19 protein-coding genes are annotated in these 21276 nt (G+C 56.5%); 12 read left to right on the forward strand and 7 right to left on the reverse strand.

The annotated features are described in order from the left end of the window. Positions 1 to 4: 4 nt before the first annotated feature. From C7436_RS02235 to C7436_RS02245, 3 genes are all read left to right on the forward strand, one after another. On the forward strand, positions 5 to 238 hold the full coding sequence (locus C7436_RS02235) for a DUF2970 domain-containing protein (protein ID WP_121206552.1): 234 nt from the start codon (positions 5 to 7) through the stop codon (positions 236 to 238). A gap of 351 nt (positions 239 to 589) precedes the next feature. Next, positions 590 to 2242: a nitrite/sulfite reductase gene (locus C7436_RS02240; protein WP_121206553.1), complete on the forward strand. Its 1653-nt coding sequence runs from the start codon at positions 590 to 592 to the stop codon at positions 2240 to 2242. Next, a complete protein-coding gene (locus C7436_RS02245) occupies positions 2235 to 2741 on the forward strand; it encodes a DUF934 domain-containing protein (RefSeq protein WP_121206554.1) in 507 nt (168 codons plus the stop codon). Before C7436_RS02240 ends, C7436_RS02245 begins: the two co-directional genes overlap by 8 nt. Before the next feature lie 49 nt (positions 2742 to 2790). Here C7436_RS02245 and sohB read toward each other — a convergent pair whose 3' ends face one another. After that, positions 2791 to 3852, reverse strand: coding sequence for a protease SohB (gene sohB / locus C7436_RS02250; RefSeq protein WP_121206555.1), 1062 nt, complete (start codon positions 3850 to 3852; stop codon positions 2791 to 2793). 232 nt (positions 3853 to 4084) lie between these two features. Between sohB and C7436_RS02255 the strand changes: the two genes are divergently transcribed. Further along, the gene (locus tag C7436_RS02255) at positions 4085 to 4399 is read left to right on the forward strand and encodes an SCP2 sterol-binding domain-containing protein (protein WP_011785017.1); all 315 of its coding nucleotides are present in this window, start codon (positions 4085 to 4087) and stop codon (positions 4397 to 4399) included. 86 nt (positions 4400 to 4485) lie between these two features. Here C7436_RS02255 and C7436_RS02260 read toward each other — a convergent pair whose 3' ends face one another. The 4 genes from C7436_RS02260 to C7436_RS02275 form a co-directional block, all read right to left on the reverse strand. Next, positions 4486 to 6192 (reverse strand): chemotaxis protein, encoded by a 1707-nt coding sequence (locus C7436_RS02260; RefSeq protein ID WP_121206556.1) that lies wholly within the window; start codon positions 6190 to 6192, stop codon positions 4486 to 4488. Positions 6193 to 6402: 210 nt separating this feature from the next. After that, complete coding sequence (dnaQ, locus tag C7436_RS02265; protein ID WP_011785019.1) at positions 6403 to 7113, reverse strand: DNA polymerase III subunit epsilon; 711 nt, start codon at positions 7111 to 7113, stop codon at positions 6403 to 6405. 53 nt (positions 7114 to 7166) lie between these two features. Continuing rightward, the gene (gene rnhA / locus C7436_RS02270) at positions 7167 to 7610 is read right to left on the reverse strand and encodes a ribonuclease HI (RefSeq protein WP_011785020.1); all 444 of its coding nucleotides are present in this window, start codon (positions 7608 to 7610) and stop codon (positions 7167 to 7169) included. Beyond that, the gene (locus tag C7436_RS02275) at positions 7610 to 8419 is read right to left on the reverse strand and encodes a class I SAM-dependent methyltransferase (protein ID WP_121206557.1); all 810 of its coding nucleotides are present in this window, start codon (positions 8417 to 8419) and stop codon (positions 7610 to 7612) included. Before C7436_RS02275 ends, rnhA begins: the two co-directional genes overlap by 1 nt. Positions 8420 to 8541: 122 nt before the next feature. Here C7436_RS02275 and gloB point away from each other — a divergent pair, with 122 nt between their 5' ends. The 7 genes from gloB to C7436_RS02310 all read left to right on the forward strand — a co-directional run bounded on the left by gloB (position 8542) and on the right by C7436_RS02310 (position 17694). Continuing rightward, positions 8542 to 9333: a hydroxyacylglutathione hydrolase gene (gloB, locus tag C7436_RS02280; protein ID WP_121207022.1), complete on the forward strand. Its 792-nt coding sequence runs from the start codon at positions 8542 to 8544 to the stop codon at positions 9331 to 9333. A gap of 169 nt (positions 9334 to 9502) precedes the next feature. Then, positions 9503 to 11245 (forward strand): LysM peptidoglycan-binding domain-containing protein, encoded by a 1743-nt coding sequence (locus C7436_RS02285; RefSeq protein ID WP_121206558.1) that lies wholly within the window; start codon positions 9503 to 9505, stop codon positions 11243 to 11245. A gap of 12 nt (positions 11246 to 11257) precedes the next feature. Further along, complete coding sequence (locus C7436_RS02290) at positions 11258 to 13087, forward strand: extracellular solute-binding protein (RefSeq protein ID WP_121206559.1); 1830 nt, start codon at positions 11258 to 11260, stop codon at positions 13085 to 13087. A gap of 43 nt (positions 13088 to 13130) precedes the next feature. Then, entirely contained in the window at positions 13131 to 14216 is a 1086-nt protein-coding gene (locus C7436_RS02295) for a microcin C ABC transporter permease YejB (protein ID WP_121206560.1), read from the forward strand. A 2-nt stretch (positions 14217 to 14218) separates the two neighbouring features. Beyond that, positions 14219 to 15241, forward strand: a complete 1023-nt coding sequence (locus C7436_RS02300; protein ID WP_121206561.1) for an ABC transporter permease — start codon at positions 14219 to 14221, stop codon at positions 15239 to 15241. A 1-nt stretch (position 15242) separates the two neighbouring features. After that, positions 15243 to 16841 (forward strand): ABC transporter ATP-binding protein, encoded by a 1599-nt coding sequence (locus C7436_RS02305; protein ID WP_121206562.1) that lies wholly within the window; start codon positions 15243 to 15245, stop codon positions 16839 to 16841. A gap of 67 nt (positions 16842 to 16908) precedes the next feature. Next, positions 16909 to 17694, forward strand: coding sequence for an enoyl-ACP reductase FabI (locus C7436_RS02310; protein ID WP_014421393.1), 786 nt, complete (start codon positions 16909 to 16911; stop codon positions 17692 to 17694). Positions 17695 to 17750: 56 nt separating this feature from the next. Here the strand turns inward: C7436_RS02310 and C7436_RS02315 are convergent, their stop codons facing one another. Continuing rightward, positions 17751 to 18167, reverse strand: a complete 417-nt coding sequence (locus C7436_RS02315) for a PilZ domain-containing protein (RefSeq protein ID WP_121206563.1) — start codon at positions 18165 to 18167, stop codon at positions 17751 to 17753. Positions 18168 to 18175: 8 nt separating this feature from the next. Then, the gene (locus C7436_RS02320) at positions 18176 to 20002 is read right to left on the reverse strand and encodes a DUF1631 family protein (RefSeq protein ID WP_121206564.1); all 1827 of its coding nucleotides are present in this window, start codon (positions 20000 to 20002) and stop codon (positions 18176 to 18178) included. A 183-nt stretch (positions 20003 to 20185) separates the two neighbouring features. On the opposite strand from C7436_RS02320, the gene C7436_RS02325 reads away from it, so the two are divergent. After that, positions 20186 to 21265 carry a 3-deoxy-7-phosphoheptulonate synthase gene (locus C7436_RS02325; protein WP_011785031.1) on the forward strand — a complete coding sequence of 360 codons (1080 nt, stop codon included), beginning with the start codon at positions 20186 to 20188 and terminating at the stop codon, positions 21263 to 21265. Positions 21266 to 21276 lie beyond the last annotated feature (11 nt).

Here is a 21276-nt window from a genome sequence, read left to right on the forward strand (position 1 = left end):
TTCCATGAATGACGTGACCGAAAACAACAATAACAATGAACGCCCCCGCAGCCCGGGGGTTCTGAAGATCATGCAAAGCATCCTTGCAGGCGCTTTCGGTGTGCAGTCTGACAAGCGCCGCCAGGAAGACTTTTCACACCACAGCCCGCTGCCCTATATCATTGCCGGCGTTCTGTTTACCGTCGCGTTTGTGGGCGGGCTGATCATCGTGGTCAAACTGGTATTGGCCGGGCAGTAGCCTACTGCCCGGATACCCAGACCACCGCAAAAGCAACTGCCAGCAGCACGAGCAATACCGCCGCCACTGCATCGGCCTGACTGTCTGATTGCACGGATTTTTTCATGGCACTTCCTCCTTCCTACCCGAAGTTGTTGTTTTTCTGGCTTTCCCGATCAAGTAAAGCAGCAAATTGACATTCGTCCAGTTCCGGCGGCGATCACTTATCACCTGAATCGATAATGTTATGTTGAAATAATCATTTTGAGAATAAAAACACGATGGTATCCTGCCTCGCAGGAATAAGGCCCGGTCCATGAAACCCGGCCGGAAATTTGAGCTCTTCTGATGTAGCAGGCAGGACGTTCCACTATGTACGTTTATGATGAGCACGACCGGCAGATAGCCGCAGAGCGTGTTGCCCAATTCCGCGACCAGACCGAGCGCGCCCTTGCCGGCGAGCTGGCTGAAGAGGAATTTCTTCCACTTCGACTGCAGAACGGCCTTTATGTTCAGCGTCTTGCGCCCATGCTGCGTATCTGTATCCCTTACGGCATGCTACGTTCCGAGCAGCTTCGGCGGTTGGCGCGCATCACCCGGGACTATGACAAGGGCTATGCCCATTTCACCACCCGCACCAACATCCAGCTGAACTGGCCGAATCTGGAAGACGTGCCGGATATTCTGGCAGAGCTGGCTGAAGTGGAAATGCACGCGAATCAGACCAGCGGCAACTGCATCCGGAACACCACCACGGATCCGTTCTCCGGTGTCCAGGTAGACGAAATTGCTGATCCTCGCCCCTACTGCGAGATTATTCGCCAGTGGTCGACATTCCACCCGGAATTTGCGTTTTTGCCACGTAAATTCAAAATTGCCGTGAATGCCTCTGAACACACGGATCGTGCGGCTATCCGGGTCCATGACATCGGCTTGCAGCTGGTGCGCAATGACCAGGGCGAACTCGGCTTCCGGGTGCACGTCGGTGGCGGACTTGGTCGCACCCCCATGGTTGGCCCGGTCATCCGCGACTTCCTGCCGGAACTGGATCTGCTGACTTACCTGGAAGCCATTGTCCGGGTTTACAACCGCTACGGCCGCCGTGACAACAAGTTCAAGGCGCGTATCAAGATACTCGTTAAGGCACTGAGCCCGGAAGGCTTCGCCGAGAAAGTGGAAACAGAGTGGGCCCACATCAAGGACTCTCCTTCAAGGCTGACACCGGAGGTGGTGACCAAATTCCAGGGCTACTTTACTGAGCCGTCCTATGATGCACTGGACAATGCCACCGACCTGCTGGCAACGCAGCGCTTTGAGAACCGTGAGTTCGACAAGTGGCTGACCCACAACGTCAACAGTCACAAAAAGCCCGGCTACGCCATTGTGACCCTGACACTCAAGAAGACCGGTACGCCCCCGGGGGATGTCACCGACTTCCAGTTGGAGCAGATTGCCGACCTTGCGGATGAGTACAGCTACGGCGAAGCCCGGGCCACTCACGAGCAGAATGTGGTGCTGGCAGACGTCCGCCAGGATCGGCTGTTTGAGCTCTGGCAAAAGCTTGTGCCTTTGGGCTTCGCAACCGCGAACCTGAACACACTGAACGACGTCATCTGCTGCCCTGGCGGCGATTTCTGTGCCCTGGCGAACGCCAAGTCGATTCCAGTAGCTGAGGCGATCCAGCGCCGTTTTGATGACCTGGACTTCCTGTACGACCTTGGCCCCATCGACCTGAACATTTCTGGCTGCATGAACGCCTGTGGCCACCATCACGTGGGCAACATCGGTGTTCTGGGTGTCGACAAGAAAGGCGAGGAGTTCTATCAGATCAGCCTGGGTGGATCGTCACACCACGACGCCACCATTGGCAAGATTCTGGGGCCCTCCTTCGCTCGCGAGGAGATGCCAGAGGTGATCAGCAAGCTGATCAATGTCTACGTGGAAAACCGGACGGAAGAGGAAACCTTCCTGGACACCTATCGCCGGGTCGGTCTGGATCCTTTCAAGGAGCGGGTATATGCCTGATGTAATTGCCGCTGACGGCACGATTCGTAATGACGACTGGGTTGTGGTGCCCCGCCCTGCGGCGGGTGAATCCATGGATATTCCTGAAGATAAGCCGGTCTTGATTCCGGCAGATCTGTGGCTGGCCGGCCATGAGCACTTTGCCGGAAAGCCCTCCGTGGGTGTCTGGTTTGACAGCCACGATGAGCCGGAGCTGCTTGGTGAGAAAGTGAATGAATTGCCGCTGATCGCGGTTAACTTCCCGCGCTTTGTCGATGGCCGTGGTTACAGCATTGGCCGTTTGCTACGTGAACGGTTTGGTTATAGCGGCGAGCTGCGAGCCATTGGCGATGTACTGCTTGACCAGCTTCAGTTCATGAAGCGCTGTGGTTTTGACAGCTACGTGCTACGCGCTGACAAGGATATTGCGAAGGCACCGAAGTGCCTGAGCTTCTTCACCCAGACTTACCAGGCTGCGACCGACACGGATCAGCCCCTGTTCCGCCGTCGGGCCTCCTGAGAGCAAGCACCAGCGCATGAATCTTCATGCGCTGGTATTCACTTCTGATTTACTGAATTTTCTGATTCCGGAACGCACTCAGGATTTTCCAGACGGTATGTTCGAGCGCCGCGCTGGTAGCCAAACCGAGCTTTTCCGGCAGTGTACGTTTGCGCTGGAAAGACACTGAGATCACGTCTCCCCGCTCACAAGCCTCAATCAGGTATTCGTCAGACGTTTTGATCTCATCGATCAGCTTCACGTCCAGGGCGCGTTTGCCGAACCAGATATCTCCATTGGCAACCGCCTGAATATCCAGATCCGGACGCCGCTCACTCACATACTCCTTGAACAGGACATGGGTATCCTCCAGGTCCTCGAGGAATTTCTGGCGTCCCTTGTCGGTATTCTCACCAAAGATTGTCAGCGTTCGCTTGTGTTCACCCGCGGTGAGCACCTCAAAGTCAACGTCGTTCTTTTTCAGGAACCGGTGGAAGTTCGGGAGTTGCGCCACCACCCCGATGGAACCGAGCACGGCAAACGGCGAAGCAATAATGCGATCAGCCACGCAGGCCATCATATAGCCGCCGCTGGCCGCAACCTTGTCGACGCAGGCGGTCAACTTGATACCTTTGCTGCGAACACGATCCAGCTGGGCTGCCGCCAGCCCATAGGCATGAACCAGACCACCGCCGCTCTCCAGGCGAATAACCACTTCGTCCGTTTCCGGATTGGCAACACTCAGAACCGCCGACACCGAACGCCGCAGGGTATCGGTATCGCTGGCTTTAATGTCACCGTCGAAATCGAGCACGTAAACCCGCGCCGTTTTCTCTTCGGTAGCGTCAGATTCTGGCTGCTTCTTCGCGGCTTTCTTTTCAGCCTTGTCCTCTTTTTTCTTTTTCTTCTGCCAGGCCTTTCGTTCCTGGTCTGTCATCAACCTGGCCTGGATTGACTCTCTGAGCCGGCGATACTGATCGTTCAGCTTGCGTATTTTCAGCTCACCCTCACCTTCGTGATCGTCCCGGTCTTTCTGGGTTGCCGAGACAATGATGGACACGAGCACAATCGCCGCCACCACGAAAGTCGCCACCTTGGCGAGGAACAGGCCGTATTCGGTCAGAAATTCCAAAATGCAGTCTCCACACGTATTTGCAAACCCCGAAGTGTACCGCCTCGGCACAGGCCTGATAAGCCCGCGATAAAATTAAAACAAGCGTTCGATCAAGCTTGACACGAACCGGCTCTAACCATAAAGTCGGATTGCGAGGTTGGCGCTACCCCGGCTGCTGTACAGGCTGCCTCTGCCAGGGATCACTAGTCGTCACCACCATGACAAGACAACCATCAAAAAGGGTAAAACAATGTCTGTAGCTCAGGTATTTGAAAAACTCGAACAGAACTTCAACGCAGACGCAGCACAGGGCCTGGACCTGGTATTCCAGTTCGACATCGAAGACGACAAGACTTACCACCTCGTGATCAATGACGGCACCTGCAAGCTGCACGAAGGCGCACACGACGATCCTTCTGTTACCCTGATCATGAACTCTGAAACCCTGCAGGGTATTGTCTCTGGCGAGACTGACGGCATGCAGGCGTTCATGGCTGGTCAGCTGCGCGCCGAAGGCGACATGATGCTGGCAACCAAGCTGGGTGAACTGTTTAACATGGGCTGAGCCCGGTTAAACACCAGCTATAAAAAAACCTGCGCGAACCGCAGGTTTTTTTTATGCCATTCAAAAATTCAGGCCAACCTTGGCACCTACAGACCAACGTCGTCCAGCGAACTCTGAGCCAGCTTGAGCAGGTCAATATTCCGATCTTCCCGCCGACCAACGCCTTCAATGTAGTATTCAAGAGAAGTGAGAGCATCTGCCAGCGCTTCCAGCACTTGTGACGCGGGCGCTTCCCGGGCATCCAGCAAGCGCTCCTGAATAGACGTCGCCACTCTGGCAATGACGTCTGCTGCAATGGGGTCGTCCACCATTTGCAAGCCACCCCAGATACTGCGCAGCGTCCCCGGCAGGTTGGCCAGATGAAGCTTGTCGTAATCAGATTCGATAAACGCTGTAATCGCTCGCTTGGCAAGGGTCAACGCACTACGGGCCTCGTCCGCTACTACCCAGATGGCTTCCTGCAGATACACGGATTCGTCCCGGCTCCGGTCTGCACCAGCAAGGGCATCGGTCTCTGAGGTAATGCCACGGGTCACAATCTGCATGACCGCATCCTCTACCCCCAGCACGGAATCCGCCAGACGATAGAGCTCCTCCTCCGCCGGCAGGCGGTTTTCCTCTTCCCATTTACGCAGTTTGGCCGCTTCTTCACGGGAAATACTGGCCAGGCGGTTCAGATCGAGCATCACCAGCGTATTGGCCAGGCGCTCCAGAGTATCGGCAATCGAGGCAAGTTCGGCCAGATCCGGTTCTATTCCGCGCTCGATGATGTCCAGCTTGTCTTTCAGCTGATTAAGCTCTTCCTGCAAGGCTTCAGACAGGGATTTGAGCACATCCGTGCCAGGGCCATAGAGGCGCCGGGAATGAGCCTCAAGAAGTGCGTCCGGGAATTCGGCAGGACCGAGCTGATAAGCAGAGAGTACCCGCGTCACCTCAGGGTTGGCTGAGCCACTGCGGTAAAGCAGATAGACCAGATCTTTGATCAGCGATTCGGGGGCGTCCTTGGCGGTAGCTACCTTGCCGACATACACCACTTCCCGCGCGTATTTCTCGATTCGCATCAGCAGACGCTTGCGGGCCTTGCTAAAGCCCATGGCACGATCCAGCATGGTATCGGAGACCAACGCCAGCAGGCACCACATCTGCCCCATAGGCACTCCCTGACACAGCCGTGCGAGACCACGGGCAGCCCTGGCAATGAGCTTCTTGCTAACCGCTTCGTTGCGCTCGCGGAGAATGCCGAGCAGTGCCACCTGGAAGGTCAGGCGCATGCGACGGGCCAGGATTTCATATTCAGACTCTGCATCATCCATGGGCCTGAGTCCCAGATCGCTGCAAAAGTCCGGGCGCTCCTTGATGTCGATATCAAAGAAGCAGGATTCGGGATAAGGTTTCTCACGACGGGCTTCACGCAGATCATTGATCACGGGCAGCAGCAGCTCGGGATGATCTTCACGTTGCTGATGGTAGTACTCGACGTAACGGCGGAGAATGAACAGCGCGCTGTTAAGTGCTGTCAGCAGTATATTCTTGTCGTCGTTGGCACCAACTGGCACATCATTGGCGAGATTAACCGCCTCCTGGCAAAGCAGGGTTCCGCCCCGGAGCTCCACCAGAATGAAGATTCCCCGAAGCTGGTTCAGGTAATCAACACAGTTCTGCAGATCTTCCCCGCTCTCGCGGTTTTCCTGAAAGCGCTCAAGGCTGGATTCTGCCTGCTTGATGGTCTGTTCGATTTCACTTTTGACCAGATCAAACGACTGCGATTTCGTCGCCAGAGACGATTGAACCATAAACGCTTCCTGTTAATTTGCGGAGACTACCGCATCCTGTTCATGAACTGCAGCCTGCATAGGGGCAGGTCCTTCCTGTTCAGCGAGGCAGCCCTTGCCCATATCTGAACGGTTCGCAAAAAACTGGCGAACTTATCATTACTTATAACACAAAACTCAAGTAGCTCAAGAAAGCCGGAATGTAACAAATGGTACAGCTGAACGTGGTTCTCATTCTGTTGCCTGCAACCGGGACCACACCGTTTCGCCGGCCTGCTTCTCCATCATCGCCATGAACTCATCATGGGCAGAGGCTTCATCACTGGTGGCCCGAACCACCGCCAACGGCGCGCGCTCACCGGAGATCCGGCGAATACCGCCATCGCCACCTTCATCGCCGGAGCCGGCATCCAGGGACAGCGCGGTCTGACCGCCGGTCATCAACAGATAGACGTCTGCCAGAATCTCGGCGTCCAGCAATGCCCCGTGAAGGTCACGGTTGGAGTTATCCACTCCATAGCGCTTGCACAGGGCGTCGAGATTGTTTTTCTGGCCCGGGTGCTTTTTCCTGGCAATGGCCAGTGAATCGACAATGCCGCAGTGGTCTGCTGTTTTCCGAACCGGTTTCAGGCGGGCGAATTCGGAGTCCATGAAGCCCACGTCGAACGCGGCGTTATGGATGACCAGCTCTGCGCCCTTGATGAACTCAAAGAACTCGTCGGCAACCTCCGCAAATTTTGGCTTGTCGGCCAGAAATTCATTGGTGATACCGTGAACGGTGATAGCCTCCGCTTCTACCTCCCGCTCAGGGTTAATGTATACGTGATAGTTGCGACCGGTCAGCTCGCGCTCGATCACTTCCACGCAACCAATTTCGATAATGCGGTGACCTTCGTTCGGATCAATACCCGTGGTTTCGGTATCCAGTACGATCTGTCTCATGCAACTGCGCTCTCACTCACTGCTCATTAATCGGTTTTCCAGGGGGCCAGGGTTCAGGCCCCGTTCAGTTCGCGGACTCCGCGGTTGGCCAACTCATCCGCCAACTCGTTATCAGGATGCCCTGAATGTCCCTTCACCCAATGCCAGTTAACGGTGTGCCTGGCAGTTTCAGCATCGAGCTCCTGCCACAGATCCGCATTCTTGACCGGTTTCTTTGCCGAGGTTTTCCAGCCATTGCGCTTCCAGCCGCTCATCCATTCGGTAATGCCCTTGCGCACGTATTGTGAGTCCGTATACAACTCCACCTGGCAAGCGCGCTTGAGCTCCCTCAAGCCTCGAATGGCCGCCATCAGTTCCATCCGGTTATTCGTGGTCTGCAGCTCGCCACCGTGCATGGTCTTGCACGCATCGCCATAGCGCAATACGACACCCCACCCCCCGGGCCCAGGGTTACCTTTACAGGCTCCGTCGGTATACATCACTACCTTACCAGCCATTACTGCTCCTGTTCTGTTCTCCGCCTGTCCACCCTGCCTGAGCTATGGCTGGCACAGCCACTGGATACCCCCACGGTTCCGGGCAAAGATATTACCTTGCCCTTGCGCCAGGATGCCCTGGTCCGGATCCGGGCGTATTCGCGTTTGCGCGCAAGGATACAGTAATAGGCGCCCGTGGGCAGTAAATGAGGGCGGCTACTGGCGGCCAAACGCTGGCGTCTTCCGGATGCCCCGTGTTTTCGCTGCAGCGGAAGGGTACAGAAATAGGTGCCACTGTTTTCCAGCTCGAACCCCAGCAACCTGAGCCAGTCCTCCATTCGTGATCGCATCAGGAACCGACCACCCCAGGGGCCAAACCGATGGCGGGAAACCAGTCTTCGTACGCCCCAGAGACTGAGGGGGTTGAACCCAACCAGAGCGATGCGCCCCTCACCTCGCAATACGCGGGCGGACTCGCGAAGCACCTGGTGCGGATCCGGGGAAAAGTCGGCCGTATGATGAAGGATCACAAGATCCATGGAATCACCGGGAAACGGCAACTCGTCTGCATCACAAACCGCCACGCCCTCCGGCATATGGGCATGCCAGGCCGGGCAGGTAATAATCTTCTGGGCAAAATCGGTACCACTCGCCAAAGGCAATCGGTGACTCAGGCCAACCTGAAGTTGTCTTGCCCCGGTAAGGCCTTGCAGCTCCTTATCAAGTACTGCTCTCTGGCTGGCCAGCAGGGAGCGGCCAAGGGGGGTCTGCACCCAACGTTCAAAACTCTCATGTCGTGCTGAATAGTCAATCACGCCGCTGGTTGTCACGCTGGCTCCCCTACCCGGTCCACTAAAGGCTTGATTGCTCGAGCAACCTGCCGCTCCTTGGGCTGTACTCGCTGTTGCATTATCATAACAGGCACATTCATTGAACACATGGGGTGGCCACCTTGCGCATTCATCCGGTTCCGGCATTCTCAGACAACTATATCTGGTGCCTTACCAACCTTGAGTCCGGCAAGACCCTGATAGTCGATCCCGGCCAGGCAAAGCCGGTGCTGGATTATCTCAGTGACAGCGGTTTCTCAGCAGACACTATCCTGATCACCCATCACCACCCGGATCACACCGGCGGTGTGAAAGAGCTTCAGCAACAGTATCCGGACATCCGTATTGTTGGCCCGACTGATTCGCCCTTCAAGGGTGCCACAAACACGGTCCATGCCGGCGATGAAGTCGTCTGGGAAGGCATCACGTTCAATGTCCTGGCAGTTCCCGGCCATACACTGGATCATATTGCCTATTACAGCGACACCCAGGTAAATGACAAACCCGTCCTGTTCTGCGGCGACACACTGTTTGTCTGCGGCTGCGGACGACTGTTCGAAGGCACACCGGAGCAGATGCACACCTCGCTCCAGACCCTGCGGGACCTTCCGGATGACACTGCAGTATACTGTGCTCATGAATACACCTTGGCAAACCTTCGCTTCGCCCGTCACTGGCTACCCGAAGATAAGGCGTTGGCCGAGTTTGAGAACGCCTGCAAAGACCTTCGGGAACGGGGTAAGCCCACCGTGCCGACCACGATTGGCCAGGAGAAACAGCTGAATCCATTCCTTCGGTGGGATGATGCCATGGTCATAGAGGCCGCCGAGAACTACAGCACCACACACCGCCTTGCCACCGGCTCGGATTGTGCGGTTTTTGCAGCCGTGCGGCACGGCAAAGACAACTTCTGAGCGTGCGGGCGGTCACTGCTTAACAATTTATCTCACAGCCGTAACATGGCTCAGCTTGACCGCCCGGAAAGCGCTCCCATAGAATTTCGAGCAATTATCGAACGTAACCTGTTAAATATGCCGGCTATTTTTACAGATACCCGCCGGCTCCACCCGGAACCCTGTGTTTATGCCGGTAAAACGACTGCCCTTCATTCTTCTCGCGTCAACCCTTTTCAGCGGCTGCAGTACCAGTCAGATCGTCGAAAACTGGCATACACCTTCGGCCTGGTTCGGGACCGAGGAAAAGAATCAGCAAAAAGACCCCCTGGACTCACAGCAAGTGGTTGTTGCCAAGGGCGATGAGGACCTCAAGGCTGACGTCGCTGCCGGCAATGGAGAGGACAGTGCCAGCGGGGCACCATTAGATGACGCCATCTCCCCGGAGCTTCAGGCCAAGGCCCAGCAAGCTCGGGAAAAACTGGACAATCCCGCCCGGCAATCTGACGCATCCACCAGAACAGACGATCTGTGGTCACGACTTCGCGACGGTTTCACCATGGACCACTCCGTCGACAATGCCAGGGTACAGGCTCAATTGGACTGGTACGTGCGCCACCCCCGTTACATCGATCGCGTGGTGGAAAGAGGCTCCCGGTACCTGCATTACATTATCAATGAAACCGAAAAACGCGGCCTGCCCAGCGAACTGGCTCTGTTGCCAGTGGTAGAAAGCGCCTTTGATCCTTTTGCCTACTCCCACGGTCGCGCTGCCGGGCTTTGGCAGTTCATCCCGTCTACCGGCAAATACTTCGGGCTGACCCAAAGCTGGTGGCATGATGACCGACGGGACGTGATTGCGGCTACCGATGCTGCCCTGACTTACCTGGAGCGCCTGGCCAACCGGTTCGATGGCGATTACACCCTGGCCCTGGCCGCTTATAATTCCGGGGGCGGGACCGTATCCAGCGCCATGCGTCGTAACCGCAACGCCGGAAAATCCACAGATTACTGGTCTCTGACATTACCGACGGAGACCCGCCACTATGTGCCCAAACTGATTGCCCTGGCAAAAATTTTCGACGATCCGAAAGCCTACGGTATCGACCTGCCACCATTAAAAGACGAACCGTATTTCGAAGTGGTGGATACCGGCTCCCAGCTGGATCTGGCCCAGGCCGCAGAATTAGCTGGCGTGGATATTGATGAAATCTATCTGCTGAACCCGTCCTACAATCGCTGGGCAACCAATCCGGATGGCCCCCATCGCTTGCTGGTACCCAAGCAACAGGCCGAGGCATTCCAAACCGCACTGTCAGAGTTCCCAAGCGAACAGCGTGTATCCTGGCAGAACTATAAAGTCCGCAAGGGTGACAGCCTGAACACCATTGCCCGCAAGTTCGCCACTACCCCATCGGTCATTCAACAGGTCAACAAACTCAACAGTGACCTGATCCGGATTGGCCAGCAACTGCTGATTCCGTCTTCCACCAAGGGCTCCGACGCCTATGCGCTAAGCCAGGCCCAGCGACTGGAGCGGACACAGGATCGCAAGCGCAGCGGCAACAAGGTACGGTACACCGTGCGCCGGGGCGATACCTTCTGGGATATCGCCAGGGAGCACCGGGTTTCGGTTCGGGAAGTGGCTGCCTGGAATGGCATGGCACCGGGAGACCCCCTGATTCCAGGCAAGGAACTGGTCATCTGGTCGAAAACTTCAAAGCCGACCATGGTAGCTTCGAATACCCGTGGCAAGGCCATGGTGCGCAAGGTGGGATACCGGGTTCGCAGCGGCGACTCCCTGTCCGCCATCGCCAGCCGGTTTTCGGTGAATGTGCGTGACATCGCATCATGGAACGATCTTAATACGGACCGTTATCTCCAACCCGGCCAAAGTCTGGTACTCTACGTGGACATAAGAAACAGTCCGTAACGTGCGAGAACCATGACAAAAAAACCAGAAGCACCCTTGCTGACCAGAATTACCGCGACGCTGGCTCTGGCAGCGTCTGCCTGTTTCGCCTCAGCCGATGAAGGCGTCACCGAAAACCCCACTCCTGTGCATGGCATCGCCATGCACGGTGAACTGAAGTACCCTGCGGATTTCAGTCACTTCGACTACGTCAACCCGGAGGCCCCGAAAGGCGGCGAACTGAAGTTATCCGTGGTTGCCAACGGCTTCGATAGTTTTAACCCCTTTGTCATCCGGGGTATCTCTGCGGCGGGTATTAACGCCTACGTGTACGATACCCTTCTGGAGTCTTCTGCCGACGAGCCGTTTTCCGAATATGGGCTGATTGCCGAATCCGTTGAAGTGCCGGAAGACCGCAGCTTTGTCATCTTCAATCTGAATAAAGAGGCCCGCTTCCAGGACGGTGAACCAATCACCGCTGAAGACGTGGAGTTTTCCTACCGGATTCTGACCACCGAAGGCCACCCGTTTTACCGCAACTACTACGCGGATGTAGACAAGGTCACCATTGAAAACAGTCACCGGGTCCGCTTTGACTTTGCCCAAACCAACAATCAGGAACTGCCCCTGATTCTTGGCCAGATGCCCGTCCTGCCAGAACATTTCTGGCAGGATCGAGAGTTTGAAAGCAGCGGCCTGACCATCCCGGTGGGCAGTGGCCCTTACCGGATTGCCTCTTTTGACGCAGGCCGCTCCATTACCTATCAGAGGGTTGACGACTACTGGGCAAAAGATTTGGATGTACGTAAAGGCCGTTTTAACTTCGACACCATTTCCTATGAATACTACAACGACGACACCGTCGCCCTGGAGGCTTTCAAAGCCGGTAATTTCCATTTCCGCCAGGAAACCTCCGCCAAGAACTGGGCCACTGCCTATACCGGTCGTCAGTTCGAGAGCGGCGATATTGAGAAAGAAGCCATTGAGCACCACCGCCCCACCGGCATGCAGGGCTTTATCTTCAATACCCGCAAGCCGGTGTTTCAGGATCCTCTGGTTCGGGAGGCGCTGACCTACGGTTTTGATTTCCAGTGGGCCAACCAGAACCTGTTCTTTGGCCAGTACACTCGCACCAGCAGTTATTTTGAGAACAGCGATCTTGCCTCGTCGGGCTTGCCTGAAGGGCGAGAGCTTGAAATTCTTGAAGCCTATCAAGATCAACTAAGCCCCGACGTTTTCACAGAGGCCTATGTCCCACCGGATACCGGAAACGGCGTCAGCCTGCGGGACAATCTGCGTACCGCACTGAAACTCCTGACGGAAGCCGGGTATCAGATCAAGAATGGCAAAATGGTCCATCAGGAGACCGGCAAACCACTGGCATTCGAGATCCTTCTGTTCCAGAAAAGCTTTGAACGAGTGGTTCTGCCCTTCAAACAGAATCTTGGAAAGTTAGGTATCGACGTCTCGGTGCGCCTGGTCGACAGCAACCAGTATGTTCAGCGGGTTCGGAGTTTTGATTTCGACATGATCACCCAGGTGCTGCCTCAATCTGATTCTCCGGGTAACGAACAACGGGACTACTGGCACTCGAGTAATGCCGATGTAACCGGCTCCCGCAATTTCATGGGCGTTAGCGATCCCGTCATCGATGAACTGGTCAACATGGTCATTCAGGCGCCGGACCGGGAAGAGCTTGTACACCGGGTGCACGCGCTGGATCGTGTACTGCTGAATGGCCATTACGTGATCCCGCACTGGCATTTGCGCAAGGATCGGGTGGCCTACTGGAACCATCTGAAACGCCCGGCCAACACGCCCAAGAACGGCATCGACCTTAACAACTGGTGGACTGAACGCTGATACCGTTCGCTATCACGACGCTGTAGTAAGGACTGCTCCCTGAATGGGCATTTACATACTCCGCCGCCTCGCCCTGATCACCCCCACCCTGGTGGGGATCATGCTGTTGAATTTTGTCATTGTTCAGGCCGCTCCCGGTGGCCCCATTGAACAGATTCTCGCGGAGATGGAAGGCCACGGCAGCAGCGCTCTGGCGCGCGCCGGTGGTGGCGATGTCGGCAGTGAAGTGGCAAGCAGTTCCGGAGACAGCCGGGCCTCCCGGGGCCTGCCGCCCGAACTTCTGGAAGAACTTGAGGCCATGTACGGCTTTGACAAGCCTGCGCACGAACGCTTTTTCAAAATGCTGGGCGATTACGCCACCTTCGATTTCGGCGATTCCTTTTTCCGGGACAGAAGCGTCGTCGAACTGATTCTCGACAAGATGCCGGTCTCCATTTCACTCGGCCTCTGGTCCACGCTGATTATCTACCTCGTGTCCATTCCACTGGGCGTCCGTAAGGCGGTCACAGATGGCTCCCGGTTCGATGTCTGGACCAGTTCTGCGATCGTGGTCGGCTACGCCATTCCCGGATTCCTGTTTGCCATCCTGCTGATCGTATTGTTTGCCGGCGGTAGCTATTTCGATCTGTTCCCGCTCCGGGGCCTGACCTCGCCGGATTTTGACCAGATGACCTGGTACCAGAAGGTTGCTGATTATTTCTGGCATCTCGCCCTGCCCGTGACCGCAAACGTGATCGGCGGGTTCGCTACCCTCACGCTGCTGACCAAGAACTCGTTTCTGGACGAAATCAGCAAGCAGTATGTGGTCACCGCCAGAGCCAAGGGCCTGGAAGAAAAGCAGGTGCTTTATGGCCATGTGTTCCGCAATGCCATGCTGATTGTCATTGCCAGTATGCCCGGCGTTCTGGTGGCGCTGTTCTTTACCGGCTCGTTGTTGATTGAGGTAATCTTCTCGCTGGACGGCCTCGGCCTGCTTGGTTTTGAAGCTGCCCTCAACCGGGATTATCCGGTCATTTTCGGCACTCTCTACATCCTGACGCTGATGGGGCTGGTCATGAAGCTGATCAGCGATCTCACTTATGTCGCTGTTGATCCGCGCATCGATTTCGAAAGCCGGGAGGGTGCGTAATCATGGCAACCCTCTCGCCGATTCAGCGCAGACGACTCAATAACTTTACCGCCAACCGGCGCGGTTTCTGGAGTCTCTGGATTTTTCTGGTGCTGTTTGGCCTTTCGCTATGTGCCGAACTGATCGCCAACGATAAACCCCTTGTGGTTTCCTACCACGGCAACTGGTACTTTCCCGTCATTCAGCAGGTGCCCGAAGAAACTTTTGGTGGGTTTCTGCCCACGGAAGCCGATTATCGCGATGACTTCATAGCGGGCGAAATCGAAAGCAATGGCTGGATGCTTTGGCCTCCCATCCGCTTCAGCTATAACACCATCAACTACGATCTGACTGTTCCCTCACCTGCGCCGCCCAGCGCCGAGAACTGGCTGGGAACCGATGATCAGGGTCGGGATGTGGCCGCCCGGGTGATCTATGGTTTTCGCATTTCGGTGTTGTTCGGCCTGACGCTCACCATCGCCAGCTCCATCGTTGGCGTTGCCGTTGGTGCACTGCAGGGCTACTACGGTGGCAAGATCGATCTGTTTGGCCAGCGTTTTATCGAGATCTGGTCTGGTTTGCCTATGCTGTACCTGCTCATCATTCTGTCTTCGATTGTTCAGCCCAATTTCTGGTGGTTGCTGGGCATCATGCTGCTGTTCAGCTGGATGGGGCTGGTGGATGTGGTCAGGGCTGAGTTTCTCCGCGCCCGTAACTTCGAGTATGTGAAAGCCGCCAGAGCGCTCGGCCTGGACAATCGCAGAATCATGTTCCGGCACATTCTGCCCAATGCCATGGTGGCAACCCTCACGTTCATGCCGTTTATTCTCACCGGCGCCATAACCGGGCTCACGTCTCTGGATTTCCTGGGGTTCGGCCTGCCCTCGGGTTCACCGTCACTGGGCGAGCTGATTGCCCAGGGTAAAGCCAACCTTCATGCACCCTGGCTGGGTATTTCCGCATTCGTGTCACTGGCCGTCATGCTTACGCTGCTGGTGTTTGTGGGAGAAGCGGTTCGCGATGCCTTTGACCCGAGAAAGAACTGATATGAGTGACCTGCTTTCCATCTCGGACCTGTCCATCACCTTCGACCACGGCCCACGGGTGGTTGACGGGCTGTCATTCAGCATCGACAAAGGCCAGACTCTCGCGCTGGTTGGCGAAAGCGGCTCCGGCAAGTCGGTATCTGCCCTGTCGATACTTCGGCTGCTGGATGAACGTCATGCGGATTATCCCGCCGGACAGATCCTCTACAAGGGCGAAGACTTGCTGCAGGCGCCGGAAAAGCGCCTGCGTCAGATTCGTGGCCGGCATATCAGCATGATCTTCCAGGAGCCGATGACCTCGCTCAATCCGTTGCATACCGTTGAAAAGCAGATTTGCGAGACCCTGGAACTACACAAAGGCATGCGCGGCCCCCAGGCCCGTAAACGCTGCCTGGAATTACTGGAACTGGTCGGGATTCCGGCCCCGGAGACCCGCCTGACGAGCTACCCACACCAATTATCGGGTGGGCAAAAACAGCGGGTAATGATTGCCATGGCGCTGGCCAATGAACCCGATCTGCTGATTGCGGATGAGCCCACCACGGCACTGGATGTGACGGTTCAGAAACAGGTGCTGGAGTTGCTGAAATCATTGCAGCAGAAGCTGGGCATGGCAGTGCTGTTAATTACCCACGATCTGAGCATCGTCCGCCGGTATGCCGATTACGTGGTGGTGATGGAACGGGGAAAAATGGTCGAACAAGGCGCGACAGAAGCGCTGTTCAGGTCGCCCTCTCATACCTACACCCGTAAACTCATTGACGCGGAACCACCGGAGCACCCTCTGCCAGCCACCAGTGGTACCGAAACCCTGATGACCGTAAACAACGTGAATGTGCATTTCCCCATTCGCAAGACCCTGCTGGGCAAGGTAAAAGAAAGCTTCCACGCGGTACAGGATGCCAGCTTCGAGCTGCGGGCCGGTGAAACCCTCGGTATTGTCGGCGAAAGTGGCAGTGGCAAAACCACACTGGGCCACGCCTTGCTGAAACTCACTCCGAGCACAGGCCAGTTCAGCCTCTGCGGCACAGAGCTGTCCGCCCTTTCCCAGAAAGCGTTCCGGCCATGGCGCCGGCGCGTTCAGATTGTCTTCCAGGATCCGTTTGGCAGCCTCAGCCCGCGGATGTCCGTTGAAGAAATCATCCGTGAAGGACTGGAAATCCACGAGTCCGGGAGTTCCGGGCAGCACGAAGCCAGAGTTATCCAGGCCCTTCAGGATGTGGGGCTGGATCCAGACGCACGGCATCGGTATCCACACGAATTCTCCGGCGGCCAGCGCCAGCGTATTGCCATAGCACGCGCGCTGGTTCTCCAGCCAGACCTGATGATTCTGGATGAACCCACCTCCGCCCTGGACAGAACGGTACAGAAGCAGGTGATCGAGCTTTTACGGGAAATTCAGGCCCGATATAGGCTAAGCTACATCTTTATCAGTCATGATCTGGCCGTTGTTCGCGCACTCAGCCACAAACTGCTGGTACTCAGGCAAGGCCGGATTGTGGAATACGGCGATGCAGAGACCATTTTCCGGGAAGCGCAACAGCCGTATACCCGGGAACTGCTGAATGCCGCATTTTTCTATCAGTCTACGACCAATTGAGCGTTACCCGACCCTGGCAGGTCGGGGATAATGCGCCGAAACCACGGAACACAGGGAGCAGAAACCCATGGGAATCCTCAGTGGCAAAAAAGCACTGATTGTTGGCGTCGCCAGCAAACATTCCATTGCCTACGGCATTGCCGAGGCCTTCGCTCGTGAAGGCGCCGAAATGGCCTTCACCTATCAGAACGAGAAACTGCAGTCCCGCGTTGAGAAGTTCGCGGAACAATGGGGCAGCAAACTGACTTTCCCCTGTGACGTCGCCAGCGACGAGCAGATTGACCAGGTATTCGAGCAACTGGGCAAACACTGGGACAACATCGACATCATCATCCATGCGGTTGGTTATGCCCCAGCCCATGAGCTGGATGGAAACTACGTGGACGTCACCACCCGTGACGGATTCCGGATTGCCCACGATATCAGCTCATACAGTTTCGTGGCCCTCGCCAAGGGCGCGCGTAAGATGATGCACGAAGGCAGCAGTCTGCTGACCCTGAGCTACCTGGGCGCCGAGCGGGTGCTGCAGAACTACAACGTGATGGGTCTGGCCAAGGCGTCTCTCGAAGCCAACGTACGCTATATGGCCGCCAGCCTGGGCAAGGAAGGCATCCGGGTGAACGGTATCTCAGCGGGCCCGATCAAGACCCTGGCCGCTTCAGGCATCAAGAGCTTCCGCCGCATGCTGGCCGAGAACGCCAAGCAGGCCCCCCTGCGTCGTAACGTGACCACAGAAGAAGTCGGCAACGCCGCCGCCTTCATGTCGTCCGACCTGGCCTCAGGCATCACCGGTGAAATCCTGTACGTGGACGGTGGTTTCAACATCACCGGCATGGCGGAGATGGACGCCTGATCGGTTCCTGACTTCCGCCATAGCAAAAGAGCCGGCGCGATGCCGGCTCTTTTCGTTCAGCTTTCCGAGAGCGCTCTTGCAACCGCCTCGATCCAGTCCAGATAGTCGGTTTCATCAGACTCAAGTACCCGGACGCCAATCAGGTACCCCCACTCAGCCTCGCGGCACCACATCACCTCAACACTCAGCCGGAAGTGCTCTGCGTGTTCGCCCAGACTTACCTCCGCAATCAAAATCGAACCGATGCTGAGCGACGCCTCGCACAACAGGCTGATTCCACGGGCCGATATGTCACGTACCTGGCATTCCAGTCTGCCGGACACGCCATCCGGTGTAGTCGGCTCGACCTCTGGTTCCGGAGATTCCGGCAGTATCCAGGCCCGAGCCCGGGCCGTTAACCGATATTCCTCCCGAAGGTCTTTCCCTGACGGCAACTCGTCCTCTATTCCGAACCCATAATCATCATCGATCATCGTTCACCTCAGTTCCGACCAACACGGATACGCCCGACAACGCGGCTCAGGGTGTCATCAAACTCGGCCGAACTGCCAAGCACGCGAATTCGACCTTCCACGATTCCGTTAACCAGTTCGTCCTGGAGAAACTCCCGGCGATTGAGCCCCAGACGATCCACAAACACATATTTCCGCGAAGCAGAAATCTTGACGGCGAGCTTGAGCCGGACGGGGTCGTCATCCCGGGTTTCCTGAGTGAGCACAATCCAGCCGCCGAGCGCGATACCTTCAACCTGTTTGGTGGCCACCAGCTCTGCCTCTTTTCGCAAACGCTCCTGCTCTGCCTTTTCATCTGCCACCCTTTGGCGCTCGGCCTCTTCACGTTCCCGTTCGAGTGCCTGCTGGCGTGCAAGCTCCTCTTCCCGACGGCGTTGCTCGGCCGCTTCCCGTTCCTTTCGAAGCGCGTCGGCCCGGGCACGGGCTTCCTTGGCCGCCTTTTCCCGTTGTTCCAACTGCCTGGCGCAGACTTTAGACAGCACTTCGAGGGTTTCGGCAAGCACCTGGCCAAAGGCTGTGGACTCCGGAAGCGGCCTGAGTCCTCCGCTGGCAAGCTCGGCCTGGAATTCCTTCCAGGGCTGCAGCCCAAGTTTGACGCCGGCACCATTGGTCCAGAGCACTTCTCCGCTGTCAGGTAACAGAGCAAAGAAGAAACGTCGCTGCTCCCGTGCACCCTCACCCTCTACAAACCACTGACCGACCAGAGGTTCGGATTCATCGGCCGGCACCGGCTCATTCACCAGCCAACTGCTATCCCAGGAAAAATCGGAATCGGGCAAAAGCGCGGGCTCCAGTTCTGGTGTTTCCCCGCGGATCCGAGCCACAATCACCGCCTGGATATCGTGCAATGCCTGTTCGGGGGCACCCTCACCCAAGGCTCTGGTCCAGACATCGCGGACACGGTCGCCGAGTTGCTCTCCGACGTGATACAACCGGTTACGATCGCGATCAGAAAGCTGGGGGTCGCCCACCCAGACCAGCCACTCCAGTAACTTGTTGGCGTGCCGATGCACTTCACTGTCAGTGCCTTCGGCCCAGACACTCTGTTTCAGTACCTTGTGCCAGTCAGTGAGGATAAAGCGGGTAATCGGCGGCGGCAGCTGGCGACCCGTCAAGGCCCGGCCGATCAGTGCTCTGGCCACCTGATCGGACAAACGCTGGCGTGAAGCCCCCTGCTCGGTTTCCAGCAGCCGTTCCCGGAGCCGCGCCACCTGATCATCCCGCTTTCGGGTATCGGCAAGCCATTGGCTGCAGTAGTGCTCCAGCGGATCGCGGCTGCCGGCCTCAAAGCTGCCGGATACAGTAATAACCAGGCTATCAAGCTGATCCAGCAATACGCGGGATGATCGACCACCGGTATCACTCCAGCCACGCCATTCCTGAAGGTTATCAAGCCAGTCCAGAAGCACCCCGCTGAACACCTCCGCACCACACAGATCCAGTTGCCATGCCAGCCAGAACCGCAAGCGCGCTATGCGCCCCACCAGGGCGGCATGCAGGCCTGAGGTTTTCAGGAAGACATCCATGATCCGGTCGGAGAGGTAGGCCGCATTCACCTGTCGGACGGTCCACTCAATCTGAACCGAACGCAGCACTTTGGTTACCCGCTCATCCCGCTGTTCCGTCCAGCAGGACATCAATAAGGGACGCCAGTCCGGTTCCTGCTCCGGAGAAGACTTACTGGCGGGGTATGGCAGATCGGGCACCCGGATCCCGGACAGAACCTGGGTAATCCTTTCTGAAACCACCTTTCGGGAGGGAGCGACAGCCTGTGGTTTCGTTGATGAGGGCGACATCCGTTACCTGTTGTCCTGAAGCGTTGAGAAGCGTTGAAAAGGGCCTGCAAATAACGCAGTATAACCAACTCGCCGGGGTTTACTGCAACCTAGTATCCCACTCGCACTTATTATTCAATCATCCGGACAAAAGAATGAATATACCGGGTGAGGTAACGACAAGATTCGGGGAAGCACAACAAGATGTCGGGTAAGAAACTGGAAAACCTGAACGTGGCCAGCCAGGAAACACTGATCACTCCTGAAGCACTGAAGCAAGAGATGCCACTGTCAGACAAGGCAGCCGAAACCGTTGCCAATGGTCGGCAGGCCATCTACGACATTATGGATGGCAAGGACCACCGTCTGTTCATTGTGGTGGGCCCCTGCTCGATTCACGATGTTGAAGCTGCCCGCGATTATGCGGCCCGACTGAAAAAGCTCGCCGATGAAGTCAGCGATACACTGTTGATCGTCATGCGCGTGTACTTCGAGAAACCACGCACCACCGTAGGCTGGAAAGGCCTGATCAACGATCCGCACCTGAATGATACCTTTGATATCGAGCAGGGGCTGCACATTGGTCGGCGACTGCTGCTGGATATCAATGAGATGGGCCTTCCGGCTGCCACCGAAGCCCTGGATCCGATCTCTCCCCAGTACCTGCAGGACACCATTGCCTGGTCTGCTATCGGTGCCCGTACCACCGAATCCCAGACCCACCGGGAAATGAGCAGCGGCCTGTCCATGGCCATTGGCTTCAAGAACGGCACCGACGGCAGCCTGGACGTTGCGGTTAACGCCATGAAGTCGGTCTCTCATCCCCACAGCTTCCTGGGCATCGACCAGCAGGGCAAAGTTGCCATTATTCGCACCAAGGGCAACAACTACGGCCACGTCGTGCTTCGTGGTGGTGGCGGCAAGCCAAACTACGACTCCGTCAGCGTAGCCTTGTGTGAACAGGCACTGGATAAGGCCAAGCTGCGCAAATCCATCATGGTGGATTGCAGTCACGCCAACTCCAGCAAGGATCCGGCTATTCAGCCTTTGGTAATGCAGGATGTGACTCACCAGATTCTGGAAGGCAATCAGTCTATCCAGAGCCTGATGGTGGAAAGCCACATCAACTGGGGTAGTCAGTCTATTCCGGAGAACCTGGCTGACCTGAAATACGGCGTATCCATCACCGACGCCTGTATCGACTGGGAAACCACCGAAAAAGCCATTCGCGACATGCGTGAGAAGCTGAAAGACGTTCTGCCCAAGCGGACCGCCTCTGCCTGAAGTCTGAAGCC

The organism is Marinobacter nauticus, assembly GCF_003634635.1.
In the GTDB taxonomy this organism is placed as follows: Bacteria; Pseudomonadota; Gammaproteobacteria; order Pseudomonadales; family Oleiphilaceae; genus Marinobacter; species Marinobacter nauticus.